The 14,193-nt window shown below is 62.8% G+C and carries 15 protein-coding genes and 2 tRNA genes; 3 read left to right on the top strand and 14 right to left on the bottom strand.

From position 1 onward, the window contains the following. Positions 1–44: 44 nt before the first annotated feature. The 11 genes from B047_RS0101570 to B047_RS0101520 all read right to left on the bottom strand — a co-directional run bounded on the left by B047_RS0101570 (position 45) and on the right by B047_RS0101520 (position 9,725). On the bottom strand, positions 45–1,529 hold the full coding sequence (locus B047_RS0101570; RefSeq protein WP_018465205.1) for a type II secretion system protein GspD: 1,485 nt from the start codon (positions 1,527–1,529) through the stop codon (positions 45–47). A gap of 16 nt (positions 1,530–1,545) precedes the next feature. Beyond that, on the bottom strand, positions 1,546–2,607 hold the full coding sequence (locus tag B047_RS0101565) for a hypothetical protein (protein ID WP_020571947.1): 1,062 nt from the start codon (positions 2,605–2,607) through the stop codon (positions 1,546–1,548). Beyond that, on the bottom strand, positions 2,604–3,191 hold the full coding sequence (locus tag B047_RS0101560; protein ID WP_018465204.1) for a type IV pilus inner membrane component PilO: 588 nt from the start codon (positions 3,189–3,191) through the stop codon (positions 2,604–2,606). The genes B047_RS0101565 and B047_RS0101560 overlap by 4 nt, the downstream gene beginning before the upstream one ends. Continuing rightward, positions 3,172–3,858: a hypothetical protein gene (locus tag B047_RS0101555; protein WP_018465203.1), complete on the bottom strand. Its 687-nt coding sequence runs from the start codon at positions 3,856–3,858 to the stop codon at positions 3,172–3,174. The genes B047_RS0101560 and B047_RS0101555 overlap by 20 nt, the downstream gene beginning before the upstream one ends. Beyond that, positions 3,851–4,990 carry a type IV pilus assembly protein PilM gene (pilM, locus tag B047_RS0101550; protein WP_018465202.1) on the bottom strand — a complete coding sequence of 380 codons (1,140 nt, stop codon included), beginning with the start codon at positions 4,988–4,990 and terminating at the stop codon, positions 3,851–3,853. Before pilM ends, B047_RS0101555 begins: the two co-directional genes overlap by 8 nt. A gap of 204 nt (positions 4,991–5,194) precedes the next feature. Continuing rightward, positions 5,195–6,202, bottom strand: a complete 1,008-nt coding sequence (locus B047_RS0101545; protein WP_018465201.1) for an isocitrate/isopropylmalate dehydrogenase family protein — start codon at positions 6,200–6,202, stop codon at positions 5,195–5,197. Between the two features lie 72 nt (positions 6,203–6,274). Beyond that, positions 6,275–6,742, bottom strand: coding sequence for a DUF5317 domain-containing protein (locus tag B047_RS16000; RefSeq protein ID WP_245533685.1), 468 nt, complete (start codon positions 6,740–6,742; stop codon positions 6,275–6,277). 32 nt (positions 6,743–6,774) lie between these two features. After that, positions 6,775–8,115, bottom strand: coding sequence for an HD-GYP domain-containing protein (locus B047_RS0101535; protein WP_245533672.1), 1,341 nt, complete (start codon positions 8,113–8,115; stop codon positions 6,775–6,777). Between the two features lie 460 nt (positions 8,116–8,575). Further along, on the bottom strand, positions 8,576–9,418 hold the full coding sequence (locus B047_RS15995; protein WP_245533671.1) for a glycosyltransferase family 2 protein: 843 nt from the start codon (positions 9,416–9,418) through the stop codon (positions 8,576–8,578). 48 nt (positions 9,419–9,466) lie between these two features. Next, positions 9,467–9,543, bottom strand: a tRNA-Val gene (locus tag B047_RS0101525). 107 nt (positions 9,544–9,650) lie between these two features. Continuing rightward, positions 9,651–9,725, bottom strand: a tRNA-Cys gene (locus tag B047_RS0101520). A gap of 177 nt (positions 9,726–9,902) precedes the next feature. On the opposite strand from B047_RS0101520, the gene B047_RS0101515 reads away from it, so the two are divergent. The 3 genes from B047_RS0101515 to B047_RS0101505 are packed head-to-tail and all read left to right on the top strand — an operon-like array spanning position 9,903 to position 12,761. Further along, complete coding sequence (locus B047_RS0101515) at positions 9,903–11,339, top strand: 2-phosphoglycerate kinase (RefSeq protein ID WP_040778767.1); 1,437 nt, start codon at positions 9,903–9,905, stop codon at positions 11,337–11,339. 22 nt (positions 11,340–11,361) lie between these two features. Beyond that, positions 11,362–12,360, top strand: coding sequence for a S41 family peptidase (locus tag B047_RS0101510; RefSeq protein ID WP_245533684.1), 999 nt, complete (start codon positions 11,362–11,364; stop codon positions 12,358–12,360). 38 nt (positions 12,361–12,398) lie between these two features. Beyond that, on the top strand, positions 12,399–12,761 hold the full coding sequence (locus B047_RS0101505; RefSeq protein WP_018465196.1) for a hypothetical protein: 363 nt from the start codon (positions 12,399–12,401) through the stop codon (positions 12,759–12,761). Here B047_RS0101505 and B047_RS0101500 read toward each other — a convergent pair. Genes B047_RS0101500 through B047_RS0101490 form a run of 3 tightly spaced genes read right to left on the bottom strand, consistent with a single transcriptional unit; the run spans position 12,725 to position 14,107 of the window. Continuing rightward, positions 12,725–13,492: a nitrilase-related carbon-nitrogen hydrolase gene (locus B047_RS0101500; RefSeq protein WP_018465195.1), complete on the bottom strand. Its 768-nt coding sequence runs from the start codon at positions 13,490–13,492 to the stop codon at positions 12,725–12,727. The genes B047_RS0101505 and B047_RS0101500 overlap by 37 nt on opposite strands. Next, entirely contained in the window at positions 13,489–13,791 is a 303-nt protein-coding gene (locus B047_RS0101495; protein WP_018465194.1) for a hypothetical protein, read from the bottom strand. Before B047_RS0101495 ends, B047_RS0101500 begins: the two co-directional genes overlap by 4 nt. 10 nt (positions 13,792–13,801) lie before the next feature. Further along, positions 13,802–14,107 (bottom strand): hypothetical protein, encoded by a 306-nt coding sequence (locus B047_RS0101490; RefSeq protein ID WP_018465193.1) that lies wholly within the window; start codon positions 14,105–14,107, stop codon positions 13,802–13,804. Between the last annotated feature and the right edge of the window lie 86 nt (positions 14,108–14,193).

Genomic DNA, 14,193 nt, shown 5'->3' with positions numbered 1-14,193 from the left:
CGAGCGAGGACAGGCCGCCAGCCTGTCCTCGCTCAACGCGCCGATTAGCGGGCGTCGCTGACGATGTTGGCGGTGATGATGATCAGAAGCTCCTCGTTGCGAACGCTGTTGGAGCTCTGCTTGAAGAGCAGGCCGAGCAAAGGAATATCCCCCAAGATAGGCACCTTGTTTTCCTGGTTGACGGTGGTCTGTTGGACCACGCCCCCAATCACCACGGTCTGCCCGTCTTTGATGCGCAACTTGGTGCGGTCGGAACGCTGCACCACCTCGATGCTGTTGGCGATAGGGCCCTGGCGGGGCTGCTCCCCGGTCTGGGTGAAGACATCGAGGGTAATCTGCCCGTCGGCGGTGATTTGGGGGATCACCCGCACCAGCAGGCCCACGTCGAACTCGCGGGTGGGCTCGCCCTGCACCTGCGGGGTGACGATGAGCTTCGAGCCCGACTTGACCTCGAAGTTGGGGTAGTTATCCTCGACGATTTGGGTCACGTCGCTCAGGCGGCGGGCCAGGCTCTGCTGCTCGAGGATGTCGAGTACCGCGCGGATGTTGAGCGCAGCCAGACTCTTGGAGGCGTCGAAGATCAGGTTCAGTGCTCCGTCGATGATGCTGCCGATGAGGTTTCCCCCGCTCAGGGTCTCCCAATTGATGCCGAAGCTGTTGACCACGCTGCTGTCGACCGACTGGATGCGCACCTTGAGCTGCACCTGCTTGACCGGGACGTCCAACTCACGAATGAGGGCTTCCACGCGGGCCATCTGCTCGGGGGTAGCGGTGACGATGAGGGTGTTGGTGCGCACGTCGGCGGTGAAGAAGGCCGTGCCTTTGGCCTGGGGCTGAGCCTGTCCGGCTTGGCCCTGCCCCTGGGCTTGTTGCCCACCAGCCCCGCCCTCGAGCGCCGAGCTGAGCACCTCCGCCATAGCCTCAGCGCGAGCGTGAGCCAGCTTGAAGTTACGGGTCACAGTGTCTACCTGGGCCTGGGGACGGTCGATCTGGGCCAGCAGCGCGGCGACTTCGGAGTGCTGCTTTTCGGTGGCGGTGATCAGCAGCGTAGGTTGGCCGGGCGCGATGGTGACGCGGATGCCGGGGATTTCGGCTTCCAGGAAGGTTTTGAGCGCGGTGGGGTTCCCGCTGACAGCGTAGCTGCGGCGCACGGTAGGCTCGGCGGTGGGGGTAGGCTGCTGAGTGACTTTGGGCGTGTAGCGAGAGACCACCTCGGGAGAGGCTACCACCATGACGTTGTTTTCCAGCAGGATGTAGTCGAGCTTGCCGTCGCCGTAGGTGTTGATCAGCAAGTCCCAGACCTGGCGGAAAGGCTTTTTCTCCAGCGACACCTTGACCAGGGTGTTGGGGATGTCCCGTAAGAGGGGGGTTAGGCCGACGCTGGTAGCGGTACTGCGCAAGGCATCCTCCAGCGGGATGCCGTTGGGGGCGATCAGGTCCACCGGCTGGTCGAAGCGGGCGTCCCTAGGGAGAGTGCCCGCCAGAGCCAGGCTCAACAACAAAACGATAAGGAACAGGATTCGTTGCATAAGGTATCACCGCCTCTTAGGGACTCACCAGTTCGAGCGTAAGGCTTTCTGAGCCCAGCACCAAGAGGGCTTCGCGGGCTGTTAAGGTTTTAAGAAGGACCTCGCTCTCGGGGAAATTGCGCCCTACCGGCAGCACGAAGAAGCCGTTCTTGCCCTGGAAGATTCCCACGCTGGTCGGCCCCAGCACTACCCCGACTAGCCGCAGATTCTGCTCCTGCACGAAGCGGGTCAGGGCCGGGGTAGTTGCAGTCGGTGTCTTGACAACGGGAGTGGTGGGGGTGGCCTTGGGCTCGAGGGTGGGGTTGGGCTGGCCCTGCTGGCTCACGGGGGGGAGGTTCGAGCTGGTGGCGAGGTTGGCCTCACCGGGCTGGGCCACTTGCGGCTGCGAGGGCTGGGAGGCTTGGGCGGTGGGAACTTCGCGCTCGAGCGGGCTAAGCCGTAAGGGAAGGGCTCCACCGCTCAGGCTTGGAGCAGGTGCGGGCACGCTGCCTCCGGTGCGGGGATTGGCGGCAGGAAGCCTGGCCTGACTGCCGCTGGGGGTGGCGGCGGTAGCCGTAGGCCGCGGCGTGCTCGTGGGTGCCGTCACCCGGATGTTGGGCGAGGGAAGGGCTGTCTGAGGCTGGCTGACCTGCACCCTGGGACCGCTGGGAATTGCCCGGGCTGGAGGCGGGGTCTGGGCCACAGCCACCGGTGTTGTGGGTTGCGGGCTGGGTGGGGCTTCCACCGGGAAGAGCGGGACGAAGGGGTTCGGTGGAGCCTGCACCTGAAGTCGGCCGGGAGCGGTGGGTCCGGGGCTGGCCTGGGCGGGCTGGGTCGCGCGCTCCTCGGCTTCGGGGGTCTGGCTCGAGCCGCCGGGGGCGGCTTCGCCTTTGAGGAAGGGCAGGGCCACGACCTCGAGCGGGCGCGCAGGCACGGCCCCCTCCGGTGCGGTGGTGGGTGCAACCCCGCTCTCCACAGGCTGACCCATCTGGTTGGCCACCAGGTACCACACCGCCACCAGGACCGCAAACAACAGACCAGCCAGGGCTATCTTGGTGGATTGGGGGAGCTTGCGGAGGGTGTTGCCGAGCTGGCTCATGGCTGCCCTCCCTGTGGTGCTGCGCTCTGACCGGTGTAGACGTAGACGGTCATGGTCATGCTGCTGTTGATGGCGGGGTTGCTGCTCTCGGCACCCACGGTGAGGTTGAGGCCCGAGATGGTGGCGAAGCGTTGCAGGTTCTCGAGCTGCTTGAGGAAGGTGAAGAGCTCAGGAAAGGGCGACTCAACCTGCATGGCCAGGTTGATGGTGCGCACCCCTGCGACCTCGCTGCCTCCGGTCGTGCGCCCGATGCTCTTGAGCGTGACCCCACTGCGGCGGGCTAGCTGGGTGAGGAGGGTGAGCACCTGGGAGAGGTCTTCCTGAGGGGGAAGCTCGCGGAGGAAGCGCTGGCGCTGGAGCTCGAGGTCGACGATGGTTGCCCGCAGTTGGGGTAGCGCCCGCTCGGCGGCCCGTCCGCGATCGCGCTGCACCGAAAGCTCGGCGATCTGGCTTTGCAAGGTGGCGATCTGCGACTGCATGGGCTGAATCAGGAAGATGTATAGCCCGATGCCTAGCAGCACGGAGATCACGATGACGATGATGGCCCATTCGCGTTGTCCGAGCCTAGCGAGCACCTTGCTCACCTCCCCCAGTGTTGCCGCTGCTGGGTGCTGGTTGAGGCACCTGGGTGTTGTCCACCAGCCCTATGACGGCTGAGAAGGTGTAGACCCCCCGCTGCTGATCCAGCGAGGTGTCGCGGAAGTTGATGCCGAAACGGGGTGAGGACTCGAAGGCATCCACGAAGCGGATCAGCTCGCGCTCGTTGAGGGCTTCGCCGCGCAGGTCGAACTCCACTCGAGCGCTCTTGCCGTCATAGGTCCCTGTGCGGGCAGCGTTTTGAGCTTCGCTGGGGGTCAGCAACTTGGTGCCGATGCTCTTGAGGTTAACCCCGAAAGCGCTGCCGCTAGGGGCGCTATTGCTGCGGGGGATCTGGTTGATGACAGCGGCCAGGTAGTCCGACCAGTTGACCTTGCTCTGGTCGAGTTGGGCCTTGATCGCGATCACCTGTTGCAGCTCGGTGCGCTGCTGCTCGAGGCGGCGTTGTTCGGCGATGAAGCGCTGAAGCGAGTTGACCTCGATCTGAAGCTGCTCCTGCTCCCTCTGCAAGGCGTTGCGTTGCGAGAGGGTGGAGAAGTAGAGGTAAGCCACGATACCCAGGCTCAGCCCGGCGAAGCCGATGGCGGCCAGCCGCCACCACCCCGGCTCTACCCGGCGACGCAGGGTCTTGGGTAGCAGGTTGAGCTTAATCAATTGAACCCACCCCCCGCATGGCTAGACCTACCGGCACGACGAACTCGGGCCCGAGGCCGCGCAGGTAGTCTGGATCGAAGCGGCTCTTATCATAGGAAAGATTTTTCCAGGGATCCACCACTTCCAGCGGGATGCCCAAGGTATCGGCCAGCAGCGGCACCAGGCTGCGCAGCTTGCTGCCCCCCCCGGCTACGAAGCCCTGATCGATGCCCAGGTCGCCGACTTGCACCCGGAAGAACTCGAGGCTGCGCCGCAACTCGGTGGTGAGCTCGACGAGCACCGGGCGGATGGCGTCGTACATGCGTGCCGGGTTGAAGCGCTCGCGCTCGGCGTCGAAGTCGAGGAGCAAGTCCTCGTCTTCGGTAGGGATGGTGGCCAGGCCGTAGTTCTTCTTTGCCTCCTCTGCGGCAGTGCCGTCGAGGTTGAAGGCTTTGGCGATGGCCGCGGTGAAGTCCTTGCCTGAGAGGTTGATCACACGGTTGAGCAACAGGCGCTCTCCGCGGGTTAGCACCAGCGCGCTGGACTCGGCTCCGATCTCGAAGTACAGCGTCACCAGCTCGCGCCCCCCGTCACCCACGAGCTGCGGTTCGAGCACCCGCAGCCCGGCAAAGGGCTTGACGTCGATGATCAGGGGCTCGAGGCTCGCGGCCTTGAGGGTCTCGACCAGACTGGCCACGGTCTCTTGCCGGGCTGCCCCTACCACCACGTCCATCTGCTCACCTTCCGCTACGCTGTCGAGGGGGTCCAAAGGGGCGAAGTCCATCACCACTTCGTCGATGGGGAAGGGGATGTAACGCTCCGCCTCCCAGCGCACGGCCTCCTCGAGCTGCTTGGCGGCCATCTTGGGTACCTGGAGGGTACGGGTGATGACCGCCGAGTTGCTCACCGCCGTAACCACGTAGCGCTTGCGGGTCCTGATCTCCGCCAGCATCTCGCGCAGCTCGTTGGCCAGGGCCTGTGGGTCGGCGATATTGCCCTCTTGGAAGATCCCTGGAGGGGTTGGCCGGATGGATAAGCCCCGCAGCGTAGGGGGTGTCCCCGATAACTCTACCAGCTTGAGGTTGGCCGAACCGATCTCGAGGCCGAGGGCCTCGACCCGTGGCTTCAACAAGCTGCTAAAGAACTCACGCACACTGCCCCCTTTCGATAAACATCGGTCCCCAGGACGGATTTCATTATAACATTGGTGAAATTCCTGAGGCCTTCTGCTTGCATAAGTGTAACGTAAGCCGCTGTGCTGAGAATGGTCAAATGAACTCCCGGACAGATCTCGTCCGAGAGCCAAATTTGAGCCGTTGAACTGGCCAAACTAAAGAACAAGTTAACGAACCTGGCGTTACAGCGCGGCGGCCACCGCCCGGGCAAAGGCTTCGGTGCTGGCCTCACCCCCCAGGTCGGGGGTGCGGGGGCCACTCTCCAGCACCCGGTCCACCGCGCGCTCGAGGCGCCGGGCGGCCTCGTGCTCGCCCAGGTGATCGAGCATCATGGCCGCGGAGAGGATGGTGGCGGCGGGGTTGGCGATGCCCTTGCCCGCGATGTCCGGCGCGCTGCCGTGTACCGGTTCGAAGATGGCGTGCTTCAGGCCGATGTTGCCGCTGGCCGCAATGCCCAGCCCGCCCACCAGCCCGGCGGTGAGGTCGGAGATGATGTCGCCGAAGAGGTTGGTGGTCACCAGCACGTCGAAGCGCTCGGGGCGAGTAACCAGCTGCATGGCGCAGTTATCGATGATGATGTCTTGGGTCCTGACCTCGGGGTAATTCTTGGCCTGCTCGAGCACGGTGTTGAGGAACAGCCCCTGGGTCAGGGGGAGCACGTTGGCCTTGTGGGCTACGTGAAGCTGCTTGCGCGGGCGGGTCATGGCCAGCTTGAGCGCGTACTCCCCGATGCGCGAGCTGGCTTTGCGGGTGATCACGGTGTCGGCAATGGCCAGCTCCCCGCCCAGGTAGCTGCGCTCCTGCTCGACGTAGAGCCCTTCGGTGTTCTCGCGCACAACGATGAGGTCGACGCCTTGGCGGGCGCCGGGAACCGGGTGGTACTTGGCCGGGCGCACGTTGGCGAAGAGGTCCAGGCGTTTACGCAGGTAACGGATGGCTCCGAAAAAGCCCGGCACCTTCTTGTTGGGGCTGCTGGCTGCGCCAAAGAGCGTGGCGTCGCTGGACGAGATCTTCTCCACGGTCTCCTCGGGGACTGAGGTTCCGATTCTCTCAAAGGTTTCCCAACCGGCCTCGGCCTCGATGAAGTCGAACTTCAAGCCGGTAGCCTCGAGCGCGATGCGGGCGGCTGGAATTACCTCGTGTCCGATGCCATCGCCTTCGATCAAGCAGATTTTGTAGGTGCGGCTCATTCAAATCACCGGACGCCATTCTACGCCCTTTCGCGTCCGATACCGCATGGGCTCCCCGGCCTGCCTAGGGTCTCAATCTGCATCGAAGCGGATATCGATGCTCCAATCCTGCCGCTGTCGCTTGGCCCTTAGTCCGAGCTCGAGCACCAGCGCCGCAATCCCGATGATCAGATAAACGTCGCCCAGGCTGAGTACGCTCTTGGCCCAGTAAACGGGGAGGATATCCCCTAAATAGTAGAAGGGCGTGTCCGGGCTCATGAGCGAATGCACCGCGTCCGAGCGGGCTGCGAGCCGGAGAGCCATGCCCTCGCGGGCTTCGGGCGGGACGGCCTCGAGCCACACCGGCATGTGCCCCCGGTTCGCCACGATGACCAGCGTATTGAGCGCGAAGCCCAGCCAGACGAACCACAGGCTGCGAAGGCGCAGGTTCGCCAGCAGGCCATAGCTCACGCACGCCAGCACGCCCGCCTTGGCCAGCGGCCCCCCCACCTCGGGGCTAAGCCAGCCCTGGCGGGTCGAGAACCCGACAAAGCCTTCCAGAAGGGCCCCCAGTACGAAGGCCCAAAATGCCCTTAGCTCAACTCTTTTGAAGTCACCGAAGCGGACTCCGAACGCGAGAGCGAGGGCAATTCCGACAAGGGCACTGGCGAGGTATAGCTGCGTAGGAAAACCTCCCGATCTTTCCAGATGGGATCTTGCAACCAGATCTCCTTAAAGAGCTTAACCAGTTCCGGGTCGAACTGGTCTCCGGCGAGGTCCTCGAGTTCTTGCATCGCCCGCTCGGGTGATTTAGGCGAAGAGTAGGAGCGCCCCGCCGTCATGGCTTCGTAGGCATCCGCGATGCAGACGATGCGAGCCCACAATGGGATGGCATCCCCTGCCCGCCCCTCGGGATACCCGCGCCCATCCCAGCGCTCGTGGTGATAGAGCACGATGGGCAAAACTTCCTTGAAGTAACGGGCCGCCGGCTTGAGAATCTCGACCCCTCGAGTGGTGTGGCTTTTGATGAGTTCGAATTCCTGACTGGTCAGCCGGACGGGCTTGAGCAGCACATCATCGGGAATGCCCACCTTGCCGATGTCGTGAATGCGAGCCCCGTAGGCAATTTTGCGCCGATCGGCTTCGTCAAGCCCTTTGGCTTTGGCCAGATCCACCGAAATGGCGGAAACCCGCTCGGAGTGCAGGCGCGTGAAGGTGTCCTTGGCATCGAGTGCCTGCACCAAGGTATCGATGGTAGCATTGAAGGAATCCTCGAGCTTTACTTTCTCATCCCAATAGAAGCGAGAAAAGTACAACAGCACCATGAAGACAAGAACTGTAAACCCTCCCCAGTCGCCGACCAGCGGTTTGGTGTATGCGCTTGCCAGGAAGAGGGCTATTGGGGCTAACAGGAGATAACTGGCTGAAAGCCAACTTACATTAGTAGCCCATATTTTACGTATAGCAACATTGGATGAAAGATGAATTGCGTAAACGACTAGACTCACATTCGCGATGAAATAGACCAATGAGGCCCCAATCATTGGGATTAATGAAGCGATACCACCCAAACTTAGCGCACTCAGAAGGTGCCATGCTAGAGCACTTAAACCAGCAGATAGACCAAACTGGAGACGGTTGAAAAGGTCTTTATACCATGGATTGAATTCATCCAATTTCTTGTAGCGGAATACTGCTGCCAGGATGGGGGGAATCCAGGCCGGGAAGAGCACGACGCTTGCAAGGTGGATAACAAAGGAGTGGGAAATGCTGGCAAAAAACGGAAGTTGAATACTTATTCTCGATGACCAGATGAGTAACGACCCCCAAAACAGCAGATCGATGACTCGAGGTGCATTTTCATGAGGGAGTAATGTGAGGCCATAGAACAACCCGACTAGCGCAATGACTAGGCTGAAAATATAGACGAGCACTCGACGAGGAGGCAAAGCCGGTGGCTGCATATAGCTTTCACTGTAAGGGTAAAACAAAAATTAAGGGGTGCAAGTTTCACAACTTGCACCCCTATGGCGATTATAAACTCACGACCACTCAAGGCCAGCGCCAGCAGCGAGACCGAGGGCTACGAGGCTAGCAACCAGAGCGAAGATTTTGTAGGCGAGCTTTTTCATGGTGATCCTCCTTTGAGGAAGCTGGATTTATTCCGGCTCCTTTTTCTTGAGAGGATCATAAGAGGGCAAAGACGCCCAGTCAAGATATATACCGGGTCTATAGATCGTGCCAAAACAGCGTTCTGGACACGCTTCTCTTCGCCTGGGCATTTATAAACACCCAGACCGTAACCTACAGTCAGCGGGTCGGGTGTGACATTTGAACATCGAAGGAGTATTGGGGGCACTACACTCGCAATGAGGACCCACTGCCCCGTAATCGTTACGGGCGTATCTTACTGCGTTCTTCCAATAAAAAGGAAGAGGGCAGGCCTTTTTGTTGTCTCAGGCGGCTCAGAAGCAAACTGTAGGCTGCTTTGCGCTTGGGGTTGGGATCGAGCAAGATGCGTAACTGGGCCTCGAGCAATACCGCTTTACGGTGCAGGCCGTGAATCCAGGAATAGTGAGTCTGGCTCAGTAGCAACCCCCCTCGGTAGCCTTCGGCGATGAAGCGCGGGTCGTTGGGGGTTGAGGCGCCGCCTAGGTGCAGGACCTTCCTGGGGACGAGCAGCACCTGGAAACCTTTGCGGCGGGCGCGAATACTCCACTCCATGTCCTCGTTGTAGAAGAAGAAACGCTCATCCATACCGCCTAGCTCTGGCAGGCGGTCGCGCCTGAGCACGATCAAGGCGCCGGAAATCCATGTGACGGGCCTGGGCTTATGGAGCTTGAAGTAGTGAGGAGCGTATAGCGGGCCAAAGGATTGGGGGTGGCCTTGGGGGGTTATGAGAACCGGGCCTGCCATCACGGCCTTGGGATGGGCAGTCAAAGCTGCAACGAGGGCCTCGAGGTCGCCAGCTTCCAGGTAGACGTCGCTGTTCATGATGGCGACGTAGTCCCCCACTGCCACCTCGAGACCCCGGTTCGCCGCATACGCATACCCCCGGTTGGGGACGCTAAGGGTTTGGAGGCCCGGCCACCGCTGCGCTAGCTCGAGGCTCCCATCCGACGAAGCGGCGTCTACTACCACCCGCTGGGCATGAGGGTAATGCGCCTGCAGGCGCTCGAGGCACTCCGGCAGTACCTGGCTCGAGTTGTGTGAGATGACGAGGATCGAAAGCTCCACCTGGCTCAGCTTAACGAAAAGAGCGGGCCAGAAACCCCAGCCCGCGTTTGGTGGGCGCGATTGGACTCGAACCAACGACCCCTACCGTGTCAAGGTAGTGCTCTAGCCATCTGAGCTACGCGCCCGCATACTCTACAAGTTTACCGCAGAAGAAGGAGGGGTTGGCCTCGATCTCCGGGGCTCCGTTCAAATCAGAGGGCCCGAACCCGGGCAGGGGTTGGAGTCCCTCTTTTGGAGGCGCCGGCCGGATTCGAACCGGCGAATCGAGGTTTTGCAGACCTCTGCCTTACCACTTGGCTACGGCGCCCTGTCGTCCCGTGGTTGCCCTGATCAAGGCGCTCAGGGACCGGCATCCGATACCCTAGCACAGGGATTACGGGGTGTCAACGAACGGGCTGTGGGTTGAAGTCCGAGAGACTCGAGCTGCCTTCAAAAGCCGCCGGACTCCACCTTTTTCATGGAAAAGCCGCCGTATACTGCAACCGTGCGTGAACTTTTCGTCAAGACCCCAAGAGGGTATCGTTGGCCCTTTTCCAGGGGGTTGCTGACGGAGACCCTGATGAACGCTGGCATGGGGATGGAAGCCGCGATGTCGGTGGCCCATACCGTCGAGGAGCGGCTGAAGGCCCGTAAGAAGGCGGAGATCTCTGCTTCAGCCCTCAAACGTCTGGTGGTCAGCGAGGTCGAGCGGGCCTTTGGGGCTGAACTGGCGGCGAAACTGCGCAAGCAGACCCATACCTTCGAGGACATCTTGGTCAATGAAGGCTATCGACGGCGGCCCTTCTCCAAGGGAGTTCTGGCGCGTAGCCTCGAGGACGCCGGCTTTGCGCTCAAAGAGGCCTATACGCTGGCCAAGGCCCTGGAAACCGACATGCGCCAGGAAGGACTCACCGAGATCACCGCGGAGGAATTGGAGCGGCGAGTGCTGCGCGAAGTAGAGCGCCGCTATGGCCGCTCGGCCCGCAGGCGCTACATGGGGCGGCACAACCTGGCGGGCGAACTCTTCGTGGAAGAGGCCGAAGGGGAGCCCAGGGTACCCTTTTCCAAGGGGGTGGTGGCCCAGTCCATGATGGAAGCGGGCCTGGCTCCCGACGCGGCTTACCGCCTGGCCCGCATCTTGGAGGGGCGTTTACGCGAGGAAGGGAACGGGGTGGTAAGCCGCTCGAGGTTGCGCGAGATGGTGATGTTGCTGCTTGCCGACGAGGCCGGTGAGGACATCGCGCTGCGTTACCAGACCTTGCGCGCGATCAAGCGCACGGTCCGGCCCATTCACCTGCTCATTGGTGGGGTCACCGGAACGGGGAAGAGCCTGCTGGCTTCGGCCCTGAGCTACCGCCTGGGCATCACTCGCTTAATCTCTACCGACACCATCCGTGAGATTTTGCGGGCCACGGTGCCCGCCGACTTGGTACCCACCCTGCACACCAGCAGCTTCGACGCCTGGAGCGCCCTGGCCCTGCCCAAGCAAGCCCAGCCCGACGATTCGCTGATCCTACAGGGCTTCCGCGACCAGGTAGCGCGGGTAGCGGTGGGGCTGCGGGCCATCCAGGAGCGCGGGGCCCAGGAGCGCACCTCGCTGGTGGTCGAGGGTGTTCACGTGGTTCCGGGTTACCTCTCGCACCCCTGGCAGAGTGAGGTGATTCAGATCCCGCTGATGCTGGTGGTGAACGACGAGAACATTCACCGCGACCGCTTCATCCTGCGCGAGAAGGAGACCCAGGGCAAACGTCCGCGCACCGACTACCTGCGGCATTTTCACGAGATTCGCATGATCCAGAACCACCTCATCGAGCTCGCTGGCAACGCCCGCATCCCGGTGATTCCCGGTGAGGACTTGGATCAAGCCATCGAGAAATGCCTCGAGGTCATCGTGCAGCGCATGCAGGAAGCCTATCACCAGGCCATACCGGGGATCCGCTGAAAGTGAGGGTGGCTTGAAGACGGTGCTTGGAGGGTTGGCCCTGTGGTTGTTGCTGACGGTGGGTATGGCCCAGCCGGATGCCTACTCGCTGCGCTTCGAGCAGGCCTGGAGGCTGATTCACGAGCGCTACTGGGACAGCAACCATCGCGGCGTGGACTGGAATGCAGTGGGGGAGAAATACCGTGCGCGGTTACCCCAAATCGCCAGCTGGGACGAACTGTATGCGCTCATCTCCGCTATGTACGACGAGATCGGCGACCAGCACACCGACTTCTTGAGCCCTGAAGAGGCGCGGCGCTACTTGGCGGGAGCCCAGTGCTATCCGCTGCCCTTTGAGGGGGAAGCCCCCTCGAGCTCACCCTCGTCCGCCGCGCCTTCGCCCACAGCCAAACCCACCAAGCCTGAAAAGCCCACGGCCAGGCCGGAGGAGGCGGCACCGGCACCGGCCTTCCCTCCCTCCAGGGTGGAATATACGGAGCGCATCGTGGTGTTCCGGCTGAGCAACCTGGTGGACGCCAGCGGCCCGCAGATGCTGCGACAGGCCATCGGACGCTATGACGCCCAGGCCATCGGCTACGTGCTCGACCTGCGGGGTAATCCCGGTGGCCTGGCCATCCGGATGGCCGAGGTGGCGGGCTATTTCATGCGCGGGGTACCTTGGCGTTTGGTGACCAGGGCTTTTGGGGTCTCACCCCTGCCCACCACCCCCCTCTTCGGTCAGCCCCTCACCCACAAACCGCTGGTGGTCCTGATCGACGCAGAGGTCAACTCGGCAGCCGAGGGGTTGGCCGGGGCGCTCAAGAACGCCAGGCGGGCTTACCTCATCGGCACCCGCACCGCGGGAAATACCGAAATCCTGCTGCCGTACTGCTTCTCCGATGGCGCCGTAGCCCTGGTGGCCTCGGGGGTGCTGGCTCCCTTCAGTGGCCCCACCTGGGAAGGCCGGGGCGTGGAGCCCGATTGGGTGGTCGAGAAGGATCCGCTGGCAGCGGCGATGGAGTACCTCAAGCGCTTGCGCTGATTGCCAAAGCCCGGGGGCTGCCGTAGGCTCTGTTCGGCATGATCGCGGTCGAGGATTTCTTCGTGGCATTGGCGCTGGCGGGGTTGGGCTTCGCCGTGGTGCGCTTCACACGGCTCAATTGGGGCGTGGCTGGGGCCTGGCTCAACCTGCTGTGGTTCGTCTACCAGACCTCCTTCGGCTCAGGCTGGATAGGCTACCACCATGGGTTGGGGGTAGCCTTTGTGCTGGCAGCGGGATGGGGGCAATATGGGCTGGCTTGGGCCTTGATACCCTGGCCCTTGCTGATCTATTTACGCCTCGAGCTCGGCACTTACTGGCCCTACCTACCTAACATGGCCGAGGGGATGCTGCTGGGGGCGGCGGCCTACTTGCTCACCGGTTGGGCGAAAAGGTCGCCGTAGAGGTCGCGACGACGCTCGGAGAGCACGGGAAACTGCTGGCGAAGCCGTTTGGGCAGGGTGGGGTCGAGTTCGACCACCAGTAGCCCTTCCCTCTCGAGCCGCCCCAGTACCTCACCCAGTGGGCCTACCGCCAGGCTGGGGGCCCCGAAGGGGGGCTCGGCGTGGTTGACCGCTAGCAGATAGGCCTGGTTCTCGGCGGCCCTGGCCCGCGTCAGCAGCTCCCAGGCCGCGGCCCGCTCGGCGGGCCAGGCCGAGGGCACCAGGAAGAGGTCGGCGCCCTGTACCGCGTAACCCCGGTACAGCTCGGGGAAGCGCAGGTCGAAGCAGATGCTCAGCCCGGCGGTGAAGCCGCCGAGCTCGAGCGCCACCGGCTTTTCGCCAGGAATCATGGTGTGCGGTTCGTCGAAGGCGGGGATGAGGTGCAGCTTGGTGTAGACCGCACGCTCGCCCTCGGGCGCGAGCACCCGCAGGCGGTTGGCATGGCGTTCACCCGCCTGCTCGAGCACCCCGCAGGCTATGGTTACCCCGCTGCGGCGGGCGAAGTCCTGGAGCTGGGCCAGCACCCAGGGGGTCTTGGGGGCATCGGCGTAGCGGTAGCCGGAAGGGAACAGCTCGGGCAGCAGGGCCAAGTCGGCACCCTGGGCGTGGGCTTGCTCGAGCCAGCCCAAGGCAGCCTCGAGGGTTGCTTCTGGAGTTTGGCGGGTGGCCAGATGGACGAGTGCGCTTTTCAAGGCGTGCTCCTTTGCCTCAGGTATAGCAGATAGGGTAAGGCCAAACCCAGCGCCAGGCCACCCACGTACCCCAGGAAGTGCCCGACGAAGAACTGGGTGAACGCCAGCAGGCCGCCCACCCAGGCATACAAGGGCAGCACGAAGGGTCGCTGCCCCTGCGGGTACTGCACGATGGCTGCGCCCAGCATCACGCCCAGCCCCAACCCCACCAGCGGGGGACTGGAGCGCAGGAAGTAGCCCACCGCGAAAGCCGCCACGCCAAGCAGCGAGAGGGTTTGGGCAAAGCGGTGGGGCGACATGGGGCCCGCCTCAGGACTTGATGAACAGCTTGACCACGAGCTGCGACAGGATTAGGCCCACCCCGCCCCAGGCGACCTGGGGCTCACCCCCGGCGAAGCCCATCAGGGTACAGAACACCCCGGCGGCCAGAAACCACAGCGCGTACTTGGGATTGACCGTGAGGCCCAGGCCCAGCGCCACCAAAAAGCCCGAGGTGGCGGGGGAGAGGCTGCTGCCTACCAACACCACGCCGATCAACAGGGCCAACGTGATGGCGAGGCCGACGATGTAGGCTCCAGGAAAGGGCTCTTTGCTGGTTTTCTCCTTCGACTCCATGCCCAGTAGTCTACGCGATCCGGGTGAAAGGGGGTGTGGGGGATGGGTGGCTTGTGGCCTGAGCTCGAGGGCCAAGGCCTCCTGCG

The sequence above is a fragment of the Calidithermus timidus DSM 17022 genome (assembly GCF_000373205.1).
GTDB lineage: Bacteria > Deinococcota > Deinococci > Deinococcales > Thermaceae > Calidithermus > Calidithermus timidus.
Note: the sequence above shows the minus strand (reverse complement) of the source record. Positions and strands in the feature narration are given on the sequence as shown.